This window comes from Aureispira anguillae (assembly GCF_026000115.1).
In the GTDB taxonomy this organism is placed as follows: Bacteria; Bacteroidota; Bacteroidia; order Chitinophagales; family Saprospiraceae; genus Aureispira; species Aureispira anguillae.
Map to the genome: position 1 here is coordinate 6,847,426 of NZ_AP026867.1, position 24,170 is coordinate 6,871,595.

The window sequence follows — 24,170 nt, forward strand, 5'->3', positions numbered from 1 at the left end:
ACTACATGTGGATTGGGCGATTATCTGTTGCTGCCAAAGCAGCCTCTTTAACAGCTTCTGTAAAGGTTGGATGTGCATGGCTAATGCGTGAAATATCTTCAGCAGAAGCACGATATTCCATAGCTACAACGGCCTCAGCAATAATATCTGCTACACGAGCACCGATCATATGTACCCCAAGAACTTCATCCGTTTCTTTGTGTGCAATAACTTTTACAAAACCATCAATGTCGGTACTAGCACGAGCACGTCCCAAAGCACGGAAAGGAAATTTTCCTGTTTTGATTGGAACACCTGCATCTTTTAATTCTTTTTCTGTTTGTCCAACAGCGGCAACCTCAGGCCAAGTGTAAACAACACCAGGAATTAGATTGTAGTTGATATGAGGATGTTGACCAACCATATACTCCGCAACATAAGTTCCTTCTTCTTCGGCTTTGTGCGCTAACATAGCCCCTTTTACAACATCGCCAATGGCAAAAATACCAGGAACATTAGTTTCTAGGTGGCTGTTGGTTTCGATACGTCCTCTTTCATCAACGTTTACACCTGCATTTTCAAGCCCTAAATTATCGGTATAAGGACGGCGACCAATCGCAATAAGACAATAATCAGCCTCTAGTGCAACTTCTTTATCGTCTTTTCTTGATTTAGCAGTTACCACAACGCCTTTATCATCAGAGGTTACTGTAGTTACCATGTGATTGAGGTGGAAACCAAATTTGAGTCCTTTCTTTAGTACCTTGCGCATTTCTTTGCCTAAGTCGGCATCCATGGTACCCAAGACAGCATTGGCATACTCTACCACTTCTACCTTTGCTCCTAAACGAGCCCAAACAGAACCCAATTCTAAGCCAATAACACCAGCACCAATCACCACAACGCTTTTAGGAACCTCTGTAAGATTTAATGCTTCTGTAGAGGTAATAATGCGTTTTTTGTCATAATTAAATGCGGGAGGAGTAACAGGCTTAGAACCTGTTGCTATAATTACTTTATCCGTATTGATAACAGCAACCTCTTTAGACGCATCATCCTTATTGGTTACTTTGATGGTATTTTTGTCCACAAAAGAGCCATGTCCTTCATAAACATCAATTTTATTCTTTTTCATCAAAAATTGAACACCATCGCAAGTTTTAGAAACCACATCATCTTTGCGAGCAATCATGGTTTTCATGTCAACACTTAGATTGTCTAAACTAATACCATGTGTTGCAAATGATTTTTCGGCATTGTGATAATGCTCAGAAGAATCTAATAATGCTTTAGAAGGAATGCAACCCACATTTAAGCAAGTACCTCCAAGGGTAGAATAACGTTCAATAATAGCGGTCTTTAGACCAAGTTGTGCACATCGGATAGCGGCAACATAACCACCAGGACCAGAACCGATAACCGTAACATCGTATTTCATACTATGGGTGCTATTTAAAATTAAAAATTTATTTTTATATACTTCGATAACTTTATGTTGAGAACATTCAAAAGAGCCAAAAAGTTCTGTTATCTAATTGCTTAATTTTTAGCAATATTTTGTTGTGCTATTTGTTGCTGCAAATTCTGCCCATGCAACATTTGAAGTTTAAATTGGCGTGCCTTTTTGCGGCTACTCCCAATGGCTAATAAAACAGTCATTAACAAAATACAGCCGATTATAATATAAGGCCACACTAAGGCAGCATCTAATACAAATTGCTTGAAATTAGACCATCCAATGGTCAAATTCGTTGAAAAATCAGCACTAAATGTTTCTGCTTTAGGTTTGGCAATATCTATGGTTTGATAAAAAGAAACTAAAATAGCACTGTGGGCTTGGTTACTCAAGGCATTTTTAGCCGTTAATACCGCCAAATCCAAACGCTCTGTTACTTCAGAAATTTTATCTTTAATTTGTAATTGATCTTCTAAGTTATTTAACGCTGCCAATTGTTTATTCAGGTCATCCAGTTGCTCTTTGGTTGATGCAATTTTGCTTTGCATTTGCAAAAAATTAGTATTTTCTTCCTGCTGCCAAATCTGTTTTTTTCGAATAACTACTGCTAAATCTCGAAACTCTTTAATCAGTGTCTCAAAATTATTGGGAGTGGTGTAGATTTCCATGGTATTTCTTTTGTGAAAATCTGTCATCTGCTCTACTTCACTGGCAATATTAAACTCATATTTGGTAGCCAATTGATGAATCTTGTTGTAGGTATCTTGATAATCCCGAACATTTAGTAAAATTGCTCCATTATTGGTTTTGTCTTCTGCGCTTAAAGCAGTGGTTTTTTGTGTGTTACTAATAGAATCCAGTTGCTTTAATTCTTCCTCTTTAGTAGAAGGAGTTAGAGTCGATTGTTCTTTGGTTGAAGATTGAGACTCTAGTGTTTTTAAGGTTGTTTTTAGCGCAGTTGTTGCTTGGGGAGAAACTACAAATGCCTTTGTGCTAAGTGGCGCATCATTTAGTACTTTGATATGTTGAGCAATCGTTTGATTAAATTGGGCTTCGAGCGCTTGATGAGCTTGAATTTGATTGCTTTTATATAAGTCCATTTCGGAGGGCTGGGAAGCTTGGCAAGAAACCATCAAAAGACTTAAAAGTAGAAAATACAAATAGTGCATGAAAGTAATTGTTTTACTAATAAAGAAGGTAAACTGGTTTGATAACAATTGGTAAATACTGCAAAACTAATAAAACTCTATAGGATTTGAGCAGTAATTAGTTGAAAAACTGTATTAATCTTTAGAGACTTGTTATCGAATAATACTCCGTTGATTAGTTAGTGCGCGTTGCTTATGATCGCTTCACTCATTGTTCCCTGTGGTCATGAGCGCTGCGCTTAGTTATTCCCTACGGTCATGAGATAGTTTTTTAATAAAAAACATAAAAAAGCAGTGCCTTCGCTTTTACCTACGGTGCTAGGCATTCCAGTTGGTACACAGTACCAAGCTGCTCGTGCACTACGTTTATGTGGTATAGCTTTGGCTACAAGCATGCCCAGTTCACTGCGTTCATGCACTACATTGATTGTCAGGTTTTTGATATTTTAAGTCGCCAAAATACATGATACTGATAATCAATGTAGTACGATTTTTTAACGGAGTAATGATCGAATAGAATGGGGCTTAACTTCTAAAGATTTTTAAAATAGAATAATACCATCAATAGTAGATCCTAATAAGGATTTTTTAAAGGTATAATACAACGAAATATTACCATAGACAGAGGGGCTCAAAGTAGGGGATGGAAAAGGCGGGCTGTTCCATCTAAAACTAGGGAATTGGTAGGGGTAACAACCTGCTTCTAAGTATAAAATAGCTTGTGAGCTGAGTTTAATATTGGCTGTTATACTGCTACGAATTCTAAAATTGCCAAAGACATAACGCTCTATGGTTTGGTGGTTGGCTCGATGACCAAAGGCAGTGGAAAAATTTGATAAACCTGCCGTCAGATCTATTTTGAGGGTAGAGGAAGCTTTAAATGAGAATCTGATTTGGACAGGGAGAGTTATATTGACCCAAATTCCCTTGCTCAGTTTGGCTTGTAGACCAAAAAATGGGGCAGGGATGATTTGCCCGTTGTTATAACTAAAAAAGAGGCCGTAATACCAGTAAAAATTAAAGTTTTTGATATGGGCAAAACCAATCATTGCTGTGACACTAGGAATAGGAGTAGCTTGGATGGATTGTAGATCTTCTTGCAGCCCAATATTGATAGAATAGAATAACAATTTGGGCTTTCTCATCGCTTTGGCGATCAAATGAACGCCAGAAATGCCTGTTGTAAAACCATAGGTAAAATGCTTTTTTTGTTTAAATGGATGAAGTGCCGTTGTATCTTTATAAGCTAAATCTAAATACATCAATTTGGGGCGAAAATTCCAAAACAACTGATAGGCTTTTAGTTTTGCTGTTTTTTTGAGTCGAAGCGTGAGCAGTTTTTTCCAATCTACTTTTAGTTTTAACTTACTTTTAATGGGGATAATACAATTGATGTCTGCTTGCCCTTGATGCAGCCGATCTTTATTCAAAAAATTAAAATCATGGCTATAAGTACTGTTGATTCTTATGCTAGGCTGAAAAAATTGATTAAAAATGAACGATTGCCCTCTAGAAATTGTAGAAAGGAGGAGGAAAACTATTATATTAAAGTAATATTTCATACTTGTGTTTTTTTTATAAATCAATAGGAGAAGTCCCTTTAGGCTTTAAACGCCATCAAATAAGTTATAATTTCTAAAAATAGTTACCAATTGTTTACTTAAAATTAGTGCATAATTGATAAAATGAAATGAAATTTTATTATTTTTGGGGATTGAATTAGAATTTTGATTTTAATCATATTACTTCTATAATAGGAAGTTTATACCATGTGAAAAAATAAGAGAATGAGTATTATAATTTCATTGTTGAATCATAAAGGAGGGGTTGGGAAAACTACCTCAGCAATTAATGTTGGTGCAGCGTTGGTACAGTTGGGCAAACGAGTTATGTTGGTAGATTTGGATCCGCAAGCTAATTTAACAATCTCCTTAGGGATTCCTCGCCAAAAAGTAACTATTTATGAAAATATACGAGGCGAAGCTGAAATAGCACCATTTACGGTCAAAGAAGGATTGGATGTCGTTACTTCTAATTTGGATTTGTCGGGAGCTGAAATGGAATTAATTAATGAAGCGGGGCGAGAATTTATCTTGAGAGAGTTGTTTGAACCTTTGTCACATGATTATGATTATATCATCATTGATTGTCCTCCTTCTTTAGGTCTATTGACATTAAATGCCTTAACAACGAGTAATTATGTAATGATTCCTATGCAGACGGAATTTTTGGCATTGCAAGGAATTGTGAAAATCAAGCAAGTAACGGACAAAGTTCGTTTCCGATTGAACAAAAAACTCCAAATTGGAGGGGTTATTGCTACGATGTATGATCATAGAAAGGTATTAAATAGAGACATTGTTGGTACCATTGAAAAATTCTTTGGCGATAAGGTATTTAAAACTAAGATTCGAAGCAATGTTGCTTTGGCAGAAGCTCCAAGTGTTGGTAAGGATATCTTTGAATATAGCAAGTCGAGTAATGGTGCTACCGATTATTTGGCACTGGCAAAAGAAATTATAGAACGAATTGAAACCGTTCCTGCTTAATGTAGGTAACTAAAACTTAATCGGTTTTTACTGAAATAACCCACTGTATTTTTTATCGAATGAGTCGTAAAAACAATAAAAAGAAATCATTTTCAGATAATTTGGAATTTTTATTCCAAGAAAGGATGCTTGACGATAATGCGCAAGACAACCTTACTATGATTGAAAACGACAAAAAGGATAAAAAAACAGCCAAAACTAAAACAAAAGGGGGCGCAACGGCTGCCAAAAAATCTACTGCCAAAAAAAGAAAACCTGCCTCCAAAACGAATCGAAAATCTTTTTCGAATAACCTAGAACGCTTTTTTAAAGATAGCATTGATGGGGTTTTGGATGGCGTTGTGACAGATGTAAAACGCAGTATGGTTGGTAAGGGAAAACGAAAGGCTATTGGAATTGATTTGTTGATTAAACGAACAACGGAAGATAATCTAAAACAAAAATCAACCAAAGCCGATTCTCAAACTAAGCGAGTGACGGTTGTCTTGGATACCGCCAAACTGGAAGAACTCAAGCGCATTGCTAAAGAGGAAAAACGTAGACTGCATCAAATTATTGGAGAGTTGGTCGCCGAATATATTGATGAGGTTAAACGATAATAGATAATTTGAATTAGCAAAAGATTTTTTCTTTTGCTAATTTTTTTATTGCTCACATAGCTCAAATACAGCATCTTTGTTATGGCAAAAGTAGAAGGTAATAAAATTGAATAAGTTTTCATTTTCATAATTAGAAAAATACTTTCCTCCATTCTTTTCTAACACTTCATATTTTTTTTCCATCAAAATATTACTTTTCCCTTCATTTAAATTTAATTTATAAGCAAAAATAGTTCGCATATTAGTACTGTCATTTATGCTATAGGATTCTTCCGTTCTAATTAAAATATCTTTGATTATAAGGGCAGGCAATTCGTTTAAGTCTACTTCTAATTGTTGAATAGTAATTTTTTTCGTCAACTTTTTGAGGTAAAAAAAATAGGATCTTCCTAGACCGTCAGGAACCGTCAATATTGCAGTATTATCATCTAAATAGTGAATTATTTTAGATTGTACATGATCATTTTTTTTTGTCAGGATATTGAAAAAACCGTATTCTAAAGCTTCTTTATGGATTATATCAAAATCAATACTATCAGTACTACTCCCTATTTGAAATCTAATATAGTTATTAGGTAACCACTCTATTTTCCAATTTTCATTATTTACTAAACGATCAACTAATAGCACCCCATACGTATAGCAATTAGGATAATCTGATTCTTTTAAATTCCAAGCTTTAGGTTGAATAAAGTCCTCTTTAGGGAAATCATAAAAACAACAACTGGAAGTAAGACATAGAACCCCAATTAAAACAATTATTATGGAATTTGTAATGTCTCTAAGTAGCCTACAACCTCTGTGTACATAATATATAGCTCGTTCCATTCTGTTTGAATTTTATTTTTTCTATCATTTAGTTCTTTTAGCCAGAGATTATTTCCTTCCATTTTTGCCTCTAGAATAAAAGCATTTAGCAGCAATTTTTTCTAGCTTCAATAGCTTCAGGGCTATTATCTACAAATTCAGATAAATCGTTTTCGCTATAACTTGTATAACCTTGGTTGAGGTTTGTTAATCCTGTATTTTCTTTTTCATAATCTTTTTCCAAACCCATTGGTAACTATTTTTAGCAATATTTATATTATTGATTTACTTTGAATATCAGATTTTTAGATCTTTATAGCAAAGAAACTCGTTCTTTTTTAATAACTTAAGCTGCTTTTTTAAAACAACTTCATTAAAAATAGATTGATCATGAGTAATCGAAAGTTAGTATTATATATTAGTATGAGTTTGGATGGGTTTATTGCTACCAAGGAGGATGATATTTCTTGGTTGTCTATAGTAGAGAAAGAGGGGGAAGATTATGGCTATGCGGCCTTTACCTCCAGTGTGGATGCTTATATCGTTGGCAGTAAAACTTATGAAACGGTCTTAACATTAACGAATGGAGTGTTTCCACAAGCGGAGCAGTTTGATTGTTACGTAATTACTAGAAAAGAAAGACCAAGCGAAAATGGAATCACATTTTACAATCGTCCCATTGAGGAGTTAATTGCGGAGTTAAAAAGCAAAGCAGGAAAGAATATTTATTGTGATGGAGGGGCGCAAATCGTAAAAATGTTGATGGATAAAGATTTGATCGACGAGTACATTGTCTCAATTATTCCAATCGTTTTGGGAGATGGAAAGCGTTTATTTAAAGGAGAGACAAAACGAATTAACTTGAAGGCAATCTCAACCAAACAATACGAATCGGGCTTGATTCAAATACATTATGTAAAAGAACAGTAGGCTATTGTTATGAATGATCTTATAACAGCTCTAATTGCTCCAACAACCAAGAACGAGTTGTGAGGACTGCCGTTTGTTCAATTTCTAGTTTTAGTTTTGCTTTTGCAGCTTTATCAAAGGGATTCACTCGCACCAATTTTTGTGTATAACGAGTGACATTATTGTAATTTTCTTTGTGATACCCTACCACCTCTTTGCGTCGCAAGTACATTTTTAGGCTATCTAATAGCGACTCTAAAGCATCAAACTCCTTGGTTTCATAGTAAATTCGTAATAAGAGCACCTTACAAGATAATATTCTTAAGATGTCTTTGGTTTGTATTTGTACCAAGAGTTGTTGCGCCTTTTTGTACTGTTTTTGAGCATAAAACAATTTTGCCAAACACTCCTGAAAAACGCCTTCTCGTTCTTCTTGGACAATTCTATTTTTGTATTCATAAATAAATTGTTCTACCCATTCATAATGCGTCATTTGTATCCCAATACTGATCATATTGTTATAGGTAAAAGGAGTTAAAATGCCATCTTCCAATAAATAACCTTGTGTAATACCTGTTTTGTATAATTCATAGGCTTTTTCTAGATGCCATTGTGAGCCCGTATTTAATTTTTTGATGGTATAATTAATGGCTAAAAGATACAATTCTCGTATTTCTTGTGGAGGAAACACAGGAGCATAATCCCTTAAGTAATCCATCATTTTTTGGAAATAATGATCTGCCTTTTCCGTTGTGGTAAAGGATTGATAACAATAATAATAAAGACCAATAGCAGGGATTTTTAAGTAATCTAATTCTTTGACCTGTTCTAAGACTACCTCTAACATTTTGGGCTGGTAATCCATTTTAAAAACGACCAATCTAGAATATAATAGGCATGCTTTTCGTAATTTGTCGGCAAAATATTGAATATCTAGCGCATCAGATAACTCTTGCAAGTTGAGAGAGCTAGTGCGCTGTTCTTGTTCTGCGGCATTGAAGTGGAGGGTTTCCAATTCGTAGGCAAAACGCAAACTTTTCCAATTTTGAGTGGATAGAGATTGAGCATTTTGTTTGGTATTTTTGATGCCTTTGTTTAATAACTTAAAAAGTTTACGCTCTCTGAGATTTTCTAATAATAAAAGATCTGCTTTGCCTTCTGTTTTTTGCAATTGATCGTAAATTAAAAAATGCTCAACGGCAACTAGAAGTCGATGGATGATTTGACGCATTTTTCCATCGTTATAAGGCGACTTGGGATAAATACTTGCCCAAGCAAGGGGTTTTGTTAAATATTGCTCTTTTAAGTCCATTTCCCATAAAAAATCGTACAAATCACAGACATCTTTTCGCTGATTATTGATTGAACAAGCAATCCAAGCTTGGCAATGCCGTTTTTCTTTACTTGAAAAGGTGCGAAGAATGTTAATTAATTTAGATTTATTCATTACTCTATATTAGATATGAAAAACGAAATTTTAATTTTGCTATTAAAAGTAACTGATATTATACTATTTATGAAATAAAATGCCTAAATAATGATAAACAAATGTAATATATTGTATTTGATCAAGATAATATTTATAGTGAAGTTTGTAGAGTAGAATATAAGAATTTTTTGAAGAGCAATTAGCTCACTACTTCACGATTTAACCCCACAATTAATTCACGAAGTGAACCTATTTTAAGGTGATGATAAACCTATAAATAGACGTTAAGTTTTGAGAGTGGTTTGGGAACAGCACAATCTATATAATTGTTATGAATAAGAAATACATTTCGAGCCTATTATTAATCTTTATCTTAGTTTGGCAAGTACAAGCACAAGAATGGACTAGAAAACTAGATGGGCCTCAACTCCCAAGTTTACCTTGGGCAAGCTCTATGTTTGATGGTGAAGATGTGGTTGAGACAAGTAATGGTGGTTATGTTATGGCAGGGATACAATCTTATGCAACAGGAGCCATTCGAGATTACCCAACTTTGGTAAAGGTAGATGCACAGGGATTTACGCTTTGGGAAAAAAGCTATTTTTCAGATAGTGCTAATGTTGTTGGCTTCTCAAAATTGGCATTGCTAGAAATGCCCAATACGAATTTATTATTGGCAGGGGCAAATATGGGGCTGATTCATCTGATTCAAACCAATTCTTTGGGAGATACCTTGTGGACTAAAACCTACAATAGTTATTGTACGCAGGGAGGAGGTCCTTGTACTATTGATAATATTAGTTTAGAAGCTACTTTAGATGGTAACTATATATTGGCAATAGGATCTCATATTACGTTAGGTGCCCCAATAGATCTTCTCCAAACACAGTTAATCAAAATTACGCCTACAGGCATTATAATATGGAACAAAACCTATCAAGATGTTTGGACGGAAGCAATGAAACCGACCTTGGATGGAGGCTATATTTTAGCAGGGCTTAAAGATCATACTCCTATGTTATACAAGGTGGATCTAAATGGGGACAGTACTTGGGTACATACCTATAGTGGAACTACGATGTCTAGTTTGCATAGTGTAGTACAGCATCCAGATAGTTCTTATGTTGTTGTAATGGAGACCCATGGTATTGCTGGAACAACCCCTACCATTGCTAAGATAGATAAGACAGGAGCGAATATACTTTGGACGACTTTGGATATAGGGGCGACACTAGGCGGCGCTACAGGAAGAGCAATGCATGTAGCTTATGATCCAGCTGGTTATTATGTCGTAACAGGGAGCCGATTTTTTCCCCATGCTATACTTAATATAATGTTGGATATTGCTATGGTGGTGAAGTTGGATTTGGCTGGAAATGTTCTATTGGAGCGCTCCTTTGATGAAAGTACAGCAAATGAGGGTAAGGTGATACGTCCAACCAATAGTCACGGCTATATTATGGTCGGAGATTATAGCAGTAAAGCTTATTTAGTTAAAATAGATTCCTTATTAAATCGAGCCCATCATCGAGTACAGGGATATGTATACAAAGATGATAATGCGAGTTGTATTCAAGATAGTGCAGAATTAGGGCTTGCGAATTGGATGATAGAAATAAAAAGGGCAGATGGCACTGTTGTTTATGCTACAACAGATAGTACAGGCTATTATGATGTTGAAGTAGATACGGGGGCTTTTACTGTTAAGGTGAACCTTCCTAATACATTATGGGGATTGTGCATTGACAGTGTAAACTTAGTTTCTACCCAACTCCATAATTCGGACACGCTTCATTTTGGAGCTAGAGGGCTGTTTAGTTGCCCTTCCCTAAATGTGGATATTTCTACTTCCTTATTGAGACGTTGTTCAACAACTGTTTATACGGTTTCATATTGTAATAGTGGAACGGCGGATGCACTCAATGCTACGATAGATGTTACCTTAGATACCACTCTGACCTTAGTTCACTCTAGTATCTCATGGGGAGCAGTAACAGGGGGAGGAATCAACACTTTTTTGTTTAATATGGGAACGATTCCAGCAGGAGCTTGTGGTTCTTTTACCATAACAACCTCCGTTAGTTGTTATGCCCAATTGGGAGCAACCCATTGCGTACAAGCACACATTTATCCAGATACTTTGTGTGGAAATAGCAGCCCATTTTGGGATCAATCGGATATAGATGTAAAGGGAACCTGTTATGGAGATAGCATTGTGTATTTCATTCGAAATATTGGAACGGGGCCAATGGGAGCGACTCGGCAGTATTTTGTTACAGAAGATCATGTCATGTTATTTATTCGAAATTTTAACCTTGGTCCTGGGGATAGCATCAGAGAAGTAATACATACGACCAATGGTGCTGCTTATCGTTTGCAGGCAGAAGAGGATGCCAATCATCCGCATAGTGCTTATAGTGCTTTGGGGGTTACAATGTGTGTAGCAGATCCCTTAAATTCGAATATGTCTGTGGGGGTATTAGGTCAATATATAGAAGATGATGGAAGTCCAGCTATATCTATTGATTGTCAGCAAAATGTTGGATCGTGGGACCCTAACGATAAACGTGGAATACCAAGGGGATATGGCGCTACTCATGCGATTGAAGTGAATACAGATTTAGAGTACCATATTCGGTTTCAAAATACAGGAACAGATACCGCTTTTAGTGTTGTAATATCAGATACCTTGTCCAGTTATTTAGATCCTTTAACTGTGGTTGCTGGCGCTAGCAGTCATCCTTATCAATGGGAGTTAAAAGATGATGGTATCTTGGTCTTTACATTTAACCCGATAAAATTGCCAGATAGTACTGCTAATGAACCTGCTTCTCATGGCTTTGTGAAGTTTAAGATTAAGCAACGTCCTGATCTTCCTTTGGGAACAGTGATTTATAACACGGCAGCTATTGTTTTTGATCGAAATCCACCTGTATTGACCAATACAACTTTTCATACATTAGAAGAGGATTTTATTATCGATCTAGTAAAAATTATTGATAGACCCGAAACCACTATTGATGTTTATCCCAATCCTTTTCAGGAAGAGGCGAGGGTTGTTGTAAAGGGAGAGGACTTTGCTAAACTAGAAATTAGAATTGTAGATGCAATGGGTAGAGAAGTAGGGTACCAGCAGGTAAGATCAAAACAAACAATTAACATTCAACGAAAAAATCTCAATGCTGGGGTTTATTTCTTTCAGTTGATTGGGGATGATGAACTTATTGGAACAGGAAAAATTATAGCGAAATAATCAATAAATCCAATTATTATGAAAAGTAGAATTTTAAAAACGAATTTGTTTGCTTTTGCATTGATGTTACTCTTTGTAAGTTGTACAAAAGACGCAGAGAAGGTGGTTGTTTCTCCATTGGATGGAGAATGGAATCTAACAGCTTACTCGGCAGGACTTATGGGGATAGAATCGTTTGCCAAAGATGATATAACTTGGACATTCAACTCCAGTAATAATACTGTTGATGTTCTAATTAATACAACCTTGAGTGCAAATTCTTATGTATCCATAAAAACAACCAGTACTCATAGTTATAGTGTTAATGGATCAAAAATAACAATAGGAACATCTGAATACGATTTCTATTTTCAACGTGGAGATTTGATTTTATCCGATCATCCAGAGGTGGACGGTCCCATGATTAAGTTTGAGCGAGATTAATTAGATCGTTGCACGTTAGATTTTAGACCTTATAACAGCTTAAAGGCAAGCGGTCTACTAAGATCGAAACATGATTTTAGCTTAGACAATACTTTATAAGTCTCCTTTACCTGCTTTGTTTGGTACTCAGATTATTTTAATAAAACAACCGTGCGAAGAGTATATCCATATTGGTGAAGATGTTCCTTTTGAAACATTAAAGGAATGCCAAGATTGTCTTTGCAGTCGTCTTGTCGGAAATGAAAACAATTGATCGAAAGGTTGATAAAGGAATGCTTGGGAGCTTTTTATTAGGACTTCTAGGTTGAATAGCTTGTTAAAATTACCTCTAGTGGTGGGACACTAGAGGTTTTGTTTATTTAGAATAGAAGTTTATTTTTAATATTTGCTTTTCTGCTATAGAATGTTTTTGTATGTTTGTGGTTTATTATTATAAGTAAAAATAAAATTCATTATGAAGACACCACACAAACTATCCTTTTTTGCACTACTAATTACTATTTTTATGTTGATGGGCTGCGAAAGAGAGGCAGCAGTTATTATTCCTAAATGTGTAGAGCGCCCCCAACCTAATTGTTATTGCCCAATGGTATACGATCCAGTTTGTGGCTGTAATGGGGTAACCTATAGTAATGGCTGTGTAGCAGGTTGTAATGGGATAGTAGATTATACCAAAGGAGCTTGTAACAGCAATCATAACACAATGTAGTAACGAACCTACATGAAATAAAATGAGAGCGTAGTAACAAATTTATTTTGTTACTACTTTTTTTTCAAATCAAGCTGCTTCTTGATTGCCACCCATCTGAGAGTGATCATCAATGTTCTGTATGATGGGACTGTTTTCGTTGGCTGGATCTTGGTGATAGATGTCCATAAAATAACGATAAACCTCTGGCAAATGTTCTTGCATTTTATTTGGAATTTGGAAAAAGTGCTCGGTACACATTTCGAAAACTTCCAGATTGGGCAATCCTGTATAAAGGAATTGGTAGCCTATTTTAAACTCTCTCAAATGATGCAACTTCACCAATAATTCCTTTTTGTCTGGATAAGGGATATCGTCATCAGAATAACCATGCTCAATCTTAAAAGCCTTTGCCATTCCATGTAAGCCAGAATGATAGTAGTTTTCGGGATCTTTAAGCCCCTGTACAAAAAACTCAATGCCAATTAATAAACAATTGAAAATATCCGTATTTAATTCTACATGATGCAATTGTGTATTAATATCTGGGGTAATAAATTCTTTGGGGAAAAATACGATCATTCCCAAGTCGCTCAAAAACTCTTTTTGTCCTTCTATTCCCATCGATAGCTGGATGGCTGTAGCAGAAAGCAACAGTTGCAAATCACCAGGAATCTTTTCTAACAAGCGCATCTGAAATTGCTTTTGTAACCGAAAAACAGAAACTCGATCTTCAAACTTTTTTTTATGGCGTAAGCTAAGTTGTCTATAGTAAGGGAAAAAACGAGCAAGAATATTTTTTTCCATGTCGCTAAGCCCAGGGGGATGTCTGGTGTACCACCATTCATTAAGACCGTTTCTAATAATATAGGCTCCAACGGCTATTGTGAAAGGAATAATACCAATCCATAGAAGCGAAAATGGAATGATATAGTTGGAGTAAGCCATTAAGAAAAAAATGCCAGCAAGGAGGAGGAAAGGGATATAAATTAAACCTGCAAACATAATGGTTGTTTTTCGAAATTTATTTAGTAAGAACAGAAAACAGTTCTGGAATGTTATTGATTAGGGGGAATGTCTGTATTTAACCCCTGTAATATAATAATAAAATCTTTTCTTCAAAGTGTAGAACAGGGCTTGATACTTATCTGTTAACCTAACAATATTAAGAATGTAACAATGTAGAAAAAGATACGTTTAGGAAATGTTTTTGTTTTTAAAAAAAATTGGTTCTGTACAATATTTTCACTATTTTTCCTCAATGGCAGATTATTGTGCACTAAAAAAAGTTTAAATTACCAAAAACAATTAAGAACTATATGAATCCTACAAGATTATTTGAGATTCCTTATTACCAGTTGTCACAAGGGGCGCTTGCTGCATCTATTGGTGGTAAACATATAAAAGGACATAACTACAGCTATAGTACAGAAGAATTTATTAAGCTAGCGAATCAAGTAAGTTTAGGATTGCTTCAAATGGGGGTAAAACCTGGCGACAAAATTGCCCTTATTTCTCATAATAATAGACCAGAATGGAATATTATGGATATAGGAATGGCTCAAATTGGTGTCATTAATGTTCCTGTGTATCCAACCATTAGTCCCAAGGATTATGTGTATATTTTTAATGATGCTACCATCAAATATTGTTTTTTGGGGCATGGTGATTTATTGGATAAAGTCCGCAAAGCACAACCAGACGTACCCAGTTTACAAGGTATTTTTACCTTTGATGAAGTAAAAGGAGAAACCGACCACAATGGCAATGAGGTACATCACTGGGAAACAATTCTTACAGAGGGAGATTTAACGCCTGTTGAAAAGATAAAAGCAACCATCAAACCTGATGATTTAGCAACGTTGATTTATACTTCTGGGACTACGGGCAATCCTAAGGGGGTGATGTTGTCGCATACCAATATATTGAGTAATATAAAGGCAGTGGGACCATTGGTGCCTGTAGCAAAGGGTGATGTTGCCCTAAGTTTTTTGCCTTTGTGTCATGTTTTTGAACGAGTGGTGACTTATGCTTATATGTATTTGGGAGTTAGTATTGTATATGCCCAAAGTATAGATACGCTAGGTGAGAGCCTAAAAGAGGTGCGACCTCATTTCTTTACAACAGTTCCTAGGTTGTTAGAAAAAGTATACGAAAAAATAGTAACCAAGGCTAGAGAAGGTAGCGGTTTGAAGCAAAAGATTTTCTTTTGGGCGGAGGGCTTGACGGCTCAATATGCCTATGATTTTGAACCTTCTGGATTTAATTCTATTAAGTGGAAATTGGCAGATAAAATTGTTTTTAGCAAGGTTAGAGATAATTTAGGAGGGCGTGTCAAAGGTATTTTGACAGGTGCTGCTGCTTGTCCTCGAAAAATGGCTCAATTCTTTTCTGCTATTGGTATTCCTGTGCGAGAGGGGTATGGAATGACAGAAACGTCTCCTGCTATTGCAGTGAGTGGTTATCGACCCAAACTAGCTTTGTTAGGAACGGTAGGGCCTGTCATTGATAAGGTAACGGTTCGTATTGATGTAGATGAAGATGCTTATGGTCCTGATGCAGGGGAAATAACGGTAAAAGGTCCCAATGTGATGTTGGGGTATTATAATAAGCCTGAAAAAACAGCAGAGGAGTTTTCGGAAGATGGTTGGTTCTTGACAGGAGATGTTGGCAAGCTAATTAAGAAAGATGGGGTAGAGTTTTTGAAAATTACTGACCGCAAAAAAGAACTGCTTAAGACTTCTGGTGGAAAATATGTGGCTCCTGCTCCAATAGAAGGAAAATTCCGAGAGGACTTCTTGGTAGAGCAAGTTATGGTAATTGGAAATAACAAAAAGTTTGTTTCTGCTTTGATTTTGCCAGCGTTTGATACCTTAGAGCAATGGTGTAAAAGAAATGATGTTAATACGACTTCTAGAGCAGCAATGATTCAAGACAAAAAAGTATGCCAATACTATGAAAACTTGATCAAACAATTGAACCCTAATTTTGCTAAAGTAGAACAAATCAAAAAATTTAAATTGGTTGATGGTCCTTGGGATGTTGATTCTGGGCATTTAACACCAACCATGAAACTCAAACGTCGAGTTATTTTGGAAGAGTACAATGACCTTATTGAAGATATTTATAAGGTATAAATGTCAAGTTAAAGATTTGGAAATGTGTCGCTTTGTCACATTTCCAAATCCTTTTTTAGCTGATAAGCAATTTTTAAGTTTGTGCTGTGCTTTGGAAGCTACTTATAAGCAGGGAATATTTAATACTCTATTATAACTCTATCTATATTGCTGAGGCTAGGTATTGGTAAAAGAGATGATAACGATACAGTTGGAACTAAAATTTGATAATTCATAATTCATAATATTTGGATCAAATAATGGATTGAATTATAAATTTCAGCTATTTCATACAGTATATTTGGGCAAATGAACAAGCGCAACTACTTTCTGAATAGTTGTGGGTTTTTATCGCATATCCGAATTTTGGCAATATTATCTCAGTTGCTTCAAAAATTGTATGACCTGCTCTTTCTTTCGAGTGGCTACAGGAATTTGATGGTGTTCTGTTGTGATGAGGTGATTTTTATCGCCTTTTTCGTATCGTATAACATGGTTAAAATTAACAAGATACGATTGGTGGGCACGCATGAAATTAGAACGAGGCAATAACTCCTCATATTCTCTTAAATTTTTGGAAATGGTAATTTGCTTGCCTTCTTTTAGGTGGAAGGTGGTATAGTTTTTATAGGCTTCACAATAAATAATATCCTCAATATTAACTACGTGGAAATTTTCAGCAGTATTTAAGGTGATTTTTTTTATATCTACATTTTGTTGCGCCATGTTTTGTAAGAACAAATCAATACGGCTATTCATAGACTCCTTGGTGACTTTTTGATGTGCTTTTTCTACAGCCGTAATAAAATCATCTGGATCGATTGGTTTGAGCAAGTAATCGATTGCTGATACTTTAAATGCCTTAATCGCATATTCATCATAAGCGGTAATAAAAATAACATTTAAATCATCCATGGCTGCCCTTTTTAGGACATCAAAACCATTCCCCCCTTCTAGGCGAATATCTAAGAAAAGTAGGTCAGGCTTTCGTTTTTTTATCTGTGCGATAGCCGTATCTACGCTATGAGCCTCTGCTATTGTTTTTATTTGAGGACAATAAAGTTGGATGATTTGGCTAATGGTTTCTCTAGCCATTTGTTCATCATCGACAATTAATGCATACATCTATAAATTGGGTTGTTTTGAGGTTAATAAATATGTTTGATGGGGATAGAAAAAGAAACTAGTGTTCCAGAGGGAACCACCTTAGAGATTTCAAAATAAATCTTCTTTTTGCTTTTTTGGTTTAAAAAGTCAAGTCGTTCTTTGGTGATGGTTGTTGCTAAAGAAATATGTTTGGTTTTTTCTTCACTGATATTAGGGGCTGAAATACCAATGCCGTTATCCTGTACATCAACGACCAATAAATCATCTTTTAAAGAAAATGATACAGTCAATTGACCTTGATAGTCAATGCTTTTTATGCCGTGTTCTAGTGCGTTTTCTATAAAAGGTTGAGTCAACATAGGAGGAATCAAGACAGATTCTAAGTCTAGCTGGTCATCGATTTGAATATCAAAATCAAATTTATTATTAAAACGTAACAATTGCAAGTTTAGATAGTTTTCTAGCCATTGCATCTCTTTGGTCAGCGTGATGTATTCTTGTCTAGAATTTTCCAAAATAGCCCGAATCAATTTGGCAAAAGAAGATAGGTACTTCCCCGCTTTTCTAGGGTCATTTTTATACACAAAATTTTGAATGGCAATAAGCGCATTAAAAATAAAATGAGGACTCATTTGATTGCGCAATAAGCGGTGTTTTAACTGTACAATTTGCTGGGCAGAGCGAATTTTATACTGTCTTAGCAACAAGTAAGAAATGATAATACCAAACAAGAGAAGTATTAAAATACCATAAAATCGTTGCTTATTGGCTGTTACCTCTAGCTTTTGAAGCGCCAAGTCTTTAGAAAGCAATAAGTTTTCTTGTTCTTTCTTTTGTGCGTCATAGCGGATTCGATACTTCAGTTCGAAATCCTTGATTTGTCCTTGCTTTGTTTCATCTAGGATAGAATCTTTTAGCGAAAGTGCTTCTTGGCTATGTTGATAAGCCTGTTTGAAATCGTTGAGTTCAACATAAGTATTCGCCAAACCTTGTTGAGCCATGAAGGCAAATTCAGGAGAAGCAACCTGTTGAGCATTCTCTTGAACCTTTTTATAGGTGAGAATGCTTTTTTGATACTCTTTAGAAGCCAAGTAAATATCTCCTAAGATACTGAGCAATTCGATTCTATGAAGTGGGGATACAAGGTGTGCTTCTAAGGCAATAGCCTTGTTAATATAAAGAGTTGCCAACTCTAATTTATTTTGTTTTAGATGAACCCTTGCTAATGTACTCGCTGTAGAAGCAATATCGTTTTTGTTTTGGTCAATCTCATATACTTCTAGTGCCTTTTCTAGAAAATAAGCCGCAGAGTCAAATTTTTCTAATTCTATATAGACCAAACCTACGTTAAAAGCATTGACACCAATTGGTCTTAATTTTAAGGCTTTTATGGCGTTGTTTAAGGCCTTAGAATGTTCTTTTTGTTTTAAGTTTAAGGCCATAAGGAGCCCATAGACCGTACTAATATCTGTGTATCCGACGGATTGGTAAGCGGTCAATGCTTTGTATGCATATTTCAAAGCTTGGTCGTATTCTTTGATGAAGAAGAAGCAATTGGCTAGGTTAATATAGCAGCCAGCAACTTTCTTTTCAATATTTAATATAGTTAAGCCAGGAGATTCGTAAGTAGCAATGGCCTTATTGATGTAATCGATTGCAAGCGGTATCGAATCTATTTGAGCATAGGTACTACCAATTAGACTATAGGCACCAGCCTTATGATCGATGCTATCTTTGGGGGTTAACGGAAGTATTTGATCGAGATATTCCAGTCCTTTTTGGGGATTCGAATAGAGGTGGGCAAAAGCGAGTTGGAAAAGTATAGATGTTTTTTGTATAGAGTCAGGTTCTGCGGCAAAAGCTGCCTCCATACTATCTACATATTGTTGTGGTTGTCCTTGAGTTTTAGTGATGCTAAATCCAAAGAGTAGGATAAAAAATAGTTTAAGGCACTTGGGCATGCTATTGGTTATTTTGTAAGGATGAATATCTGACATAATGCTATTAGTCTACATCTATAACTTAAATCTATAAATGGAGTTGGCAAAATACAGATTTCTATTGACAATAGACCTACCCAAGATTAAAATTTACGAGCAAGTTGTTTTGGGGATAATCCAAATTGTTTTTTGAATAACTGTGTGAAATGGGATGGACTTTCAAAGCCAGTTTCAAATGCTATCTCACCAATGTTTTTGGTTGTTGTTTCTAGTAAAAAACGTGCTTTGGTCAATTTTTGCACTCGAAACCATTTTGCGGGGGTTTCTGAAAAAACAGCCCTAAACTTTCTTTTAAAAGCAGATACGCTCATATTCATTAAGAATGCCCGTTCTTTAATTGTTAAATTGAGAAAAATACATTTTTCGACGCTTGCTCTAAATGCTTGTTGTCCCTTATTGCCTATGGTTAAAAGAAAATTGCCAAATTGCTTCCGTTGATTAGAGAATAGCAAAGACAATAAAAGCTCTTCAATTTTTAATTGTAAAATAGGGATTGCTATTTGTTGCTGCTCATCAAAATAAGGCAGTAGCGACTGGGTATAAGCTGCTAAATTATAAGAAGCGTCTATTTTGAATATCTGTTGAGGCGTATTATTGGTTGGAGTTAAAGAAAAATAGGCTTGGTATTTTTGTGTAAATTGATTTAAAAAATCATCATGGATAAAAAACAGCAGTGCTGAAAATTGCCCATCTTCAAGTATTTTTTCAGAAGTGATATAAAGACCACGTTTTAAAATCAGCGTTTCATATTGATTAACAACAGATGTCTCCTCTGCTGAAATCATTACCTTGGCTCCTTTTAGAATAATCATAATGAGATGCTGATCTAAGACTACAGGGCGCTTTATGCATTCCTTTTTGCGATGGAATTGAACAAAGGTTTGGTTGTCAAAATTTAGAACAACATCTTCAGTAGCATTTAAAAATTGTTGAGGAATCTTAAAACTCATCTTCAATGGTTATGTGCAAAAAGATTACTACAACTTGCAATCGTTTGTTTTGCTTTGTTACTTAAGTAAGCACGCAGAATGCACCTTACGTACTTATCTAGTTCTTTGTAAAGGGGATAATAGGGGGCGTGCAGAGACGTAAAGTACTAAAAGTAAGCGTTACAGAGGAAGCAAAATTTGTGATTTTTCGATTAGAACGAAACTTCTAGATTTAACGCCTCAAAGTGGTCTTATTCGCAGTAGTTTTTTAATCCTTCTTCTATGCCTGTTTTTAATAATTTTAGAATAGTTGTTTTTTGTTCTACTGTTTCGTTTTCGGTGTCTTGAATCATCTGTTGAGCAAGGTCAGATTTTAATTCAATGGCTTTATTGAGTATGTGAATTATTCTGGTTGTTAATTCTGAACTTTTAATAATGATTTTACTTATTTCGTATCCTAGTACTTTTATTCCAATTTTATAAGAAGTTAAGTGCTCTTCATCTTCTTCATATAAAAAAGTATATTGAGTCCAAATCAATTCCATCTCTATATTTGGGTAGTGTTGAATTATCGAATCTATATCTAAAGGATCCTTTGGTCTATTTTCAGGTCTATCATCATATGCTATTAATTTCAGTAATACAACAGAGGGAATTGAGCAGACCTTTACTTTATCTCCTTCAATTTCAGTGGTAATTAATCCATTAAAATACACTTCCAAGAACCCATCTAAATTAATTGAAATGAGCCCTTTCCCTTCTTTGAGAGTAACTTCATTATCTAATGTTTCAATTTTTCCGAATGGAAGTAAATCTAAGGGAATCCCATAGGGTGACATTAAGCAAAATTGATTGGTTGAAATTTTTTTATACGAATACTTTTCAATTAATTTCGTTTTGAGTTCGTTATATCTTTCTGTGTTAGGAATATATACTGCAAAATCAACATCTTTAGTCCCTCTTGGTTGCTCATTATTTGAAACATACCATACATTGCGTGCGAGTGCGCCAACTCCAAAAAAATCAATTCCTAAGTCGGAAGAAGCCATCTGAAGATCATTAATTATATCTTTTAGATGAGAATTCCTTAAGGCTTTATAGAATAGTTTTGACATATGTATTATAAATAATTTTAGCTGTGCTTAAATTTCGAGAGGTTGGATTATCTAATAAATCTGCATATAATAGAATAGGGTGAACGAACTTATATGGTTTTTGATTCATTGAATGAATATTTTTTGTATCATCATCACTTTCCATCCAAAATTTTTCGCACAATGTAATTTTGCCCTTTTGAGAAGGTCTTAAATCTAGTTTCTTAGCTAAGTCTATGAATGATGACTCTGTATAAAGAATTGCATTCTCTCCAATTAAAAAATTTGATAAATATTCTGCAGCAAGCTCTCCACCAATAGAATATGATACTTGCTTTTTTAATAAATGGTCTAAATTAGGATTTAGAGATGTGAACTTCTGCTGTTTTAATTTGGGTCTTAATACTTTATTGAAAACAGTTACCCATTCTTGTAACAATCTTTCTTTGCTTATTACTTTATATTTTTTCTTTGTAAGTTGAATGATATATTTATCCCTTAGTAATTCTTTTATAACTCGTCTTACAGTATCAATAGAAACTTTGGAAATATAACCTATATATCTGTACGGTTTGTTTAAAACTCTTTCGTCAATGAGGATTTGATAAACAACCTTAAGACCAGATTTATTAAATGCTCTATTGGATTTTTTATAAGCGAGAGGTAGATTTTTATTAGTTTCTACATATATGAAAAGGTCTCTTTTGTTTGTGATAAACGCATTTCCTGCTGAATCTAAATAAGATAGCTGCATATTTCTTAAATATTCTTTCATAGAATTTGGAATATAATCTGAAATTAAGATAACATTTTTTGTCCTCTTCCTATTAAAATACTTTTGAGTCTTATGTATTTTTGATAATGTAAGTCTTTGTTTAACTTCAAATAGAAAATCTACACTATTACATTCATTTTTTAATCTGAGTGTACCATCATAATCATTGTCTATAGAATTTTCTGATAAACTATGGATATCTAAACTTAGATTAGATGTTTGATAGAAGTTTTCTAAGGCTGTATATAAAATATCTTTCTCCATGTATGTAAATATATAAAAAACCAAAAAACATACAAAGGTATTTATCGTACAAAAAATATTATTTTAGCTTTTCTATCAACTTTTAGATGATTTTGTAGAATTAATAATGACATTTGTACGATATAAATTATAAAATGAAAAAACATACAAGAGTGTTTTTCATACAAAAAAAATAGAAGTTTGATAAAAAACTATAGGATGTAATTTATGAGTTAATTTTTCTGCGAGTAATTGAATTACCGCTAACTAAGATATATATTCAATGTCAAAAAAGCTTTATCCCGAAAAGCCAAAAGTTTTTGGTATTCTTGACCCTCAAAAACAGATTCAAGTGCCAAACGAGAGGAGAATTCCATAATTTTAACAAGGTTTAGTTGGGTCGTACCAACCAATGAATTATTAATCGTATACTTGGAAATTGTTTGCCCCCCAGCAGCTTTAAATAAGGGACTGCTTTTTTCTATATAATTTTTAAGTGCTTCAGGTTCTTGGGGGTTAATGCTTGCGGTTATAATCATGATAACTTTTTGGTTCATGTTTTTTTGTTTTTGGTGAAAAAATTACAGAATTAACTATTAGAAAAATAGCATACGCCAATTGCTATTCAAAGAGTTGCACGATAAACGGGCTAAAACGTTACTTTTACGATCGGAAAATTATCTGCGGGGGGAGTGTTTCCGCCAACCAATACCTGTAAGCGAGCATATTGAACAAATAAATCACCTTCTGCTAAGGTAAAGGTAGTGGGGAAGGAGTTAGAACCTGTTGTCGTTTTGTTTACGATGCTCATGCTATTCCAATTATCAGCAGAGGTCAATCGATATACTGCATTTTCATGACTGCCTGCCCCTAAATTATTACTGGCAACAACTAGTGTATTGTTGTCGGTTAAAAGAATCCCATCAATAGCTGGAATTGAATCTGTTGTGAAGTGTATTTCTGAAAAATTAGCAGGGGTAGATAGGGGAATTTTAAATAATTTTCCCTCATCATATTTTGCCACAATTAAAAAGCCATCGGGGTGAAAAGCCAGCCCATTTAAACCAAAATTCATAGGTTGCGGAAGAAATTTAGGATCTTCGATTAGTTTGGAAACAAGACCGTTTTTATCAATCTTATAAATAGTAGGAGAAAAGCTATCACTAATATAGATATTGCCAACATTATCCAGTACTAAATCATTGGCGAGGTGTGGAGCACCTGAACTTAAAGGGATAAAGTGCAGTAAATTAGCGGTTGAAATATCGTAGATTGCAATGGCTGCCAATTGAGCCATTGTATTGGACGAGCTTCGTTCTCCAAAACCAGGATCAGATACGCATACAATTAAACGATTGTTAATGGGGTCGATTTTCATTCCTAGGGTAGACACTAAATTAGGAGCATCCACAAAGGTTTCAAAACTACCATCGAGTTTGACTTTACTTATTCGTCCTTTGGCTACGGAACTGATGTAAAATACTTTTTCCTTTTCATCATACGCAATGCCTTCTGGGTATAAACCTAAATCATTGACTATGATTTCATCGGGTAAGAGGATAGGAGAATCGATGTTTTTGTCTTTGTGACAGGAAGAAAAGATAACTAAAAGTAGCAGTACATAATGGTAAAACTTTGTCGTATTCATATCATTCTTTTTGATTAA

Annotated in this window: 21 protein-coding genes; 7 read left to right on the forward strand and 14 right to left on the reverse strand. The window is 34.8% G+C overall.

Annotation, left to right across the window (positions count from 1 at the left end):
• Position 1: 1 nt before the first annotated feature.
• From lpdA to AsAng_RS26635, 3 genes are all read right to left on the reverse strand, one after another.
• Complete coding sequence (gene lpdA, locus AsAng_RS26625) at positions 2 to 1,417, reverse strand: dihydrolipoyl dehydrogenase (protein ID WP_264790184.1); 1,416 nt, start codon at positions 1,415 to 1,417, stop codon at positions 2 to 4.
• 101 nt (positions 1,418 to 1,518) lie between these two features.
• The gene (locus AsAng_RS26630; protein WP_264790185.1) at positions 1,519 to 2,604 is read right to left on the reverse strand and encodes a DUF4349 domain-containing protein; all 1,086 of its coding nucleotides are present in this window, start codon (positions 2,602 to 2,604) and stop codon (positions 1,519 to 1,521) included.
• A 521-nt stretch (positions 2,605 to 3,125) separates the two neighbouring features.
• Complete coding sequence (locus AsAng_RS26635; protein WP_264790186.1) at positions 3,126 to 4,145, reverse strand: DUF6268 family outer membrane beta-barrel protein; 1,020 nt, start codon at positions 4,143 to 4,145, stop codon at positions 3,126 to 3,128.
• Between the two features lie 225 nt (positions 4,146 to 4,370).
• On the opposite strand from AsAng_RS26635, the gene AsAng_RS26640 reads away from it, so the two are divergent.
• Both AsAng_RS26640 and AsAng_RS26645 read left to right on the forward strand, forming a co-directional pair.
• Positions 4,371 to 5,132, forward strand: a complete 762-nt coding sequence (locus tag AsAng_RS26640; protein WP_264790187.1) for a ParA family protein — start codon at positions 4,371 to 4,373, stop codon at positions 5,130 to 5,132.
• Between the two features lie 59 nt (positions 5,133 to 5,191).
• The gene (locus AsAng_RS26645; protein WP_264790188.1) at positions 5,192 to 5,731 is read left to right on the forward strand and encodes a hypothetical protein; all 540 of its coding nucleotides are present in this window, start codon (positions 5,192 to 5,194) and stop codon (positions 5,729 to 5,731) included.
• Between the two features lie 45 nt (positions 5,732 to 5,776).
• Here AsAng_RS26645 and AsAng_RS26650 read toward each other — a convergent pair whose 3' ends face one another.
• Together AsAng_RS26650 and AsAng_RS26655 are read right to left on the reverse strand one after the other, a co-directional pair.
• Positions 5,777 to 6,559 (reverse strand): hypothetical protein, encoded by a 783-nt coding sequence (locus AsAng_RS26650; protein WP_264790189.1) that lies wholly within the window; start codon positions 6,557 to 6,559, stop codon positions 5,777 to 5,779.
• Between the two features lie 85 nt (positions 6,560 to 6,644).
• The gene (locus tag AsAng_RS26655; RefSeq protein WP_264790190.1) at positions 6,645 to 6,788 is read right to left on the reverse strand and encodes a hypothetical protein; all 144 of its coding nucleotides are present in this window, start codon (positions 6,786 to 6,788) and stop codon (positions 6,645 to 6,647) included.
• Positions 6,789 to 6,928: 140 nt separating this feature from the next.
• Here AsAng_RS26655 and AsAng_RS26660 point away from each other — a divergent pair, with 140 nt between their 5' ends.
• Positions 6,929 to 7,468: a dihydrofolate reductase family protein gene (locus AsAng_RS26660; RefSeq protein WP_264790191.1), complete on the forward strand. Its 540-nt coding sequence runs from the start codon at positions 6,929 to 6,931 to the stop codon at positions 7,466 to 7,468.
• A gap of 19 nt (positions 7,469 to 7,487) precedes the next feature.
• Here the strand turns inward: AsAng_RS26660 and AsAng_RS26665 are convergent, their stop codons facing one another.
• Positions 7,488 to 8,894, reverse strand: a complete 1,407-nt coding sequence (locus tag AsAng_RS26665) for a hypothetical protein (RefSeq protein WP_264790192.1) — start codon at positions 8,892 to 8,894, stop codon at positions 7,488 to 7,490.
• 313 nt (positions 8,895 to 9,207) lie between these two features.
• Between AsAng_RS26665 and AsAng_RS26670 the strand changes: the two genes are divergently transcribed.
• From AsAng_RS26670 to AsAng_RS26680, 3 genes are all read left to right on the forward strand, one after another.
• Complete coding sequence (locus AsAng_RS26670) at positions 9,208 to 12,129, forward strand: DUF7619 domain-containing protein (protein ID WP_264790193.1); 2,922 nt, start codon at positions 9,208 to 9,210, stop codon at positions 12,127 to 12,129.
• Between the two features lie 18 nt (positions 12,130 to 12,147).
• Positions 12,148 to 12,552, forward strand: coding sequence for a hypothetical protein (locus tag AsAng_RS26675; RefSeq protein ID WP_264790194.1), 405 nt, complete (start codon positions 12,148 to 12,150; stop codon positions 12,550 to 12,552).
• Positions 12,553 to 13,006: 454 nt separating this feature from the next.
• On the forward strand, positions 13,007 to 13,261 hold the full coding sequence (locus AsAng_RS26680; RefSeq protein ID WP_264790195.1) for a hypothetical protein: 255 nt from the start codon (positions 13,007 to 13,009) through the stop codon (positions 13,259 to 13,261).
• Between the two features lie 69 nt (positions 13,262 to 13,330).
• On the opposite strand, the gene AsAng_RS26685 is transcribed toward AsAng_RS26680, so the two are convergent.
• On the reverse strand, positions 13,331 to 14,245 hold the full coding sequence (locus tag AsAng_RS26685; RefSeq protein WP_264790196.1) for a M90 metallopeptidase family protein: 915 nt from the start codon (positions 14,243 to 14,245) through the stop codon (positions 13,331 to 13,333).
• 314 nt (positions 14,246 to 14,559) lie between these two features.
• Here AsAng_RS26685 and AsAng_RS26690 point away from each other — a divergent pair, with 314 nt between their 5' ends.
• Positions 14,560 to 16,377: an AMP-dependent synthetase/ligase gene (locus tag AsAng_RS26690; RefSeq protein ID WP_264790197.1), complete on the forward strand. Its 1,818-nt coding sequence runs from the start codon at positions 14,560 to 14,562 to the stop codon at positions 16,375 to 16,377.
• Between the two features lie 354 nt (positions 16,378 to 16,731).
• On the opposite strand, the gene AsAng_RS26695 is transcribed toward AsAng_RS26690, so the two are convergent.
• From AsAng_RS26695 to AsAng_RS26725, 7 genes are all read right to left on the reverse strand, one after another.
• Entirely contained in the window at positions 16,732 to 17,481 is a 750-nt protein-coding gene (locus AsAng_RS26695; protein WP_264790198.1) for a LytR/AlgR family response regulator transcription factor, read from the reverse strand.
• A 23-nt stretch (positions 17,482 to 17,504) separates the two neighbouring features.
• Positions 17,505 to 19,460: a tetratricopeptide repeat-containing sensor histidine kinase gene (locus AsAng_RS26700; RefSeq protein ID WP_264790199.1), complete on the reverse strand. Its 1,956-nt coding sequence runs from the start codon at positions 19,458 to 19,460 to the stop codon at positions 17,505 to 17,507.
• Between the two features lie 86 nt (positions 19,461 to 19,546).
• Positions 19,547 to 20,413 carry a helix-turn-helix transcriptional regulator gene (locus AsAng_RS26705; protein WP_264790200.1) on the reverse strand — a complete coding sequence of 289 codons (867 nt, stop codon included), beginning with the start codon at positions 20,411 to 20,413 and terminating at the stop codon, positions 19,547 to 19,549.
• A gap of 230 nt (positions 20,414 to 20,643) precedes the next feature.
• On the reverse strand, positions 20,644 to 21,441 hold the full coding sequence (locus AsAng_RS26710; RefSeq protein WP_264790201.1) for a hypothetical protein: 798 nt from the start codon (positions 21,439 to 21,441) through the stop codon (positions 20,644 to 20,646).
• Between the two features lie 46 nt (positions 21,442 to 21,487).
• Positions 21,488 to 22,525 (reverse strand): type IV toxin-antitoxin system AbiEi family antitoxin, encoded by a 1,038-nt coding sequence (locus AsAng_RS26715; RefSeq protein ID WP_264790202.1) that lies wholly within the window; start codon positions 22,523 to 22,525, stop codon positions 21,488 to 21,490.
• A 242-nt stretch (positions 22,526 to 22,767) separates the two neighbouring features.
• On the reverse strand, positions 22,768 to 23,061 hold the full coding sequence (locus AsAng_RS26720) for a DUF1330 domain-containing protein (protein ID WP_264790203.1): 294 nt from the start codon (positions 23,059 to 23,061) through the stop codon (positions 22,768 to 22,770).
• Between the two features lie 92 nt (positions 23,062 to 23,153).
• A complete protein-coding gene (locus AsAng_RS26725; protein ID WP_264790204.1) occupies positions 23,154 to 24,152 on the reverse strand; it encodes an SMP-30/gluconolactonase/LRE family protein in 999 nt (332 codons plus the stop codon).
• Between the last annotated feature and the right edge of the window lie 18 nt (positions 24,153 to 24,170).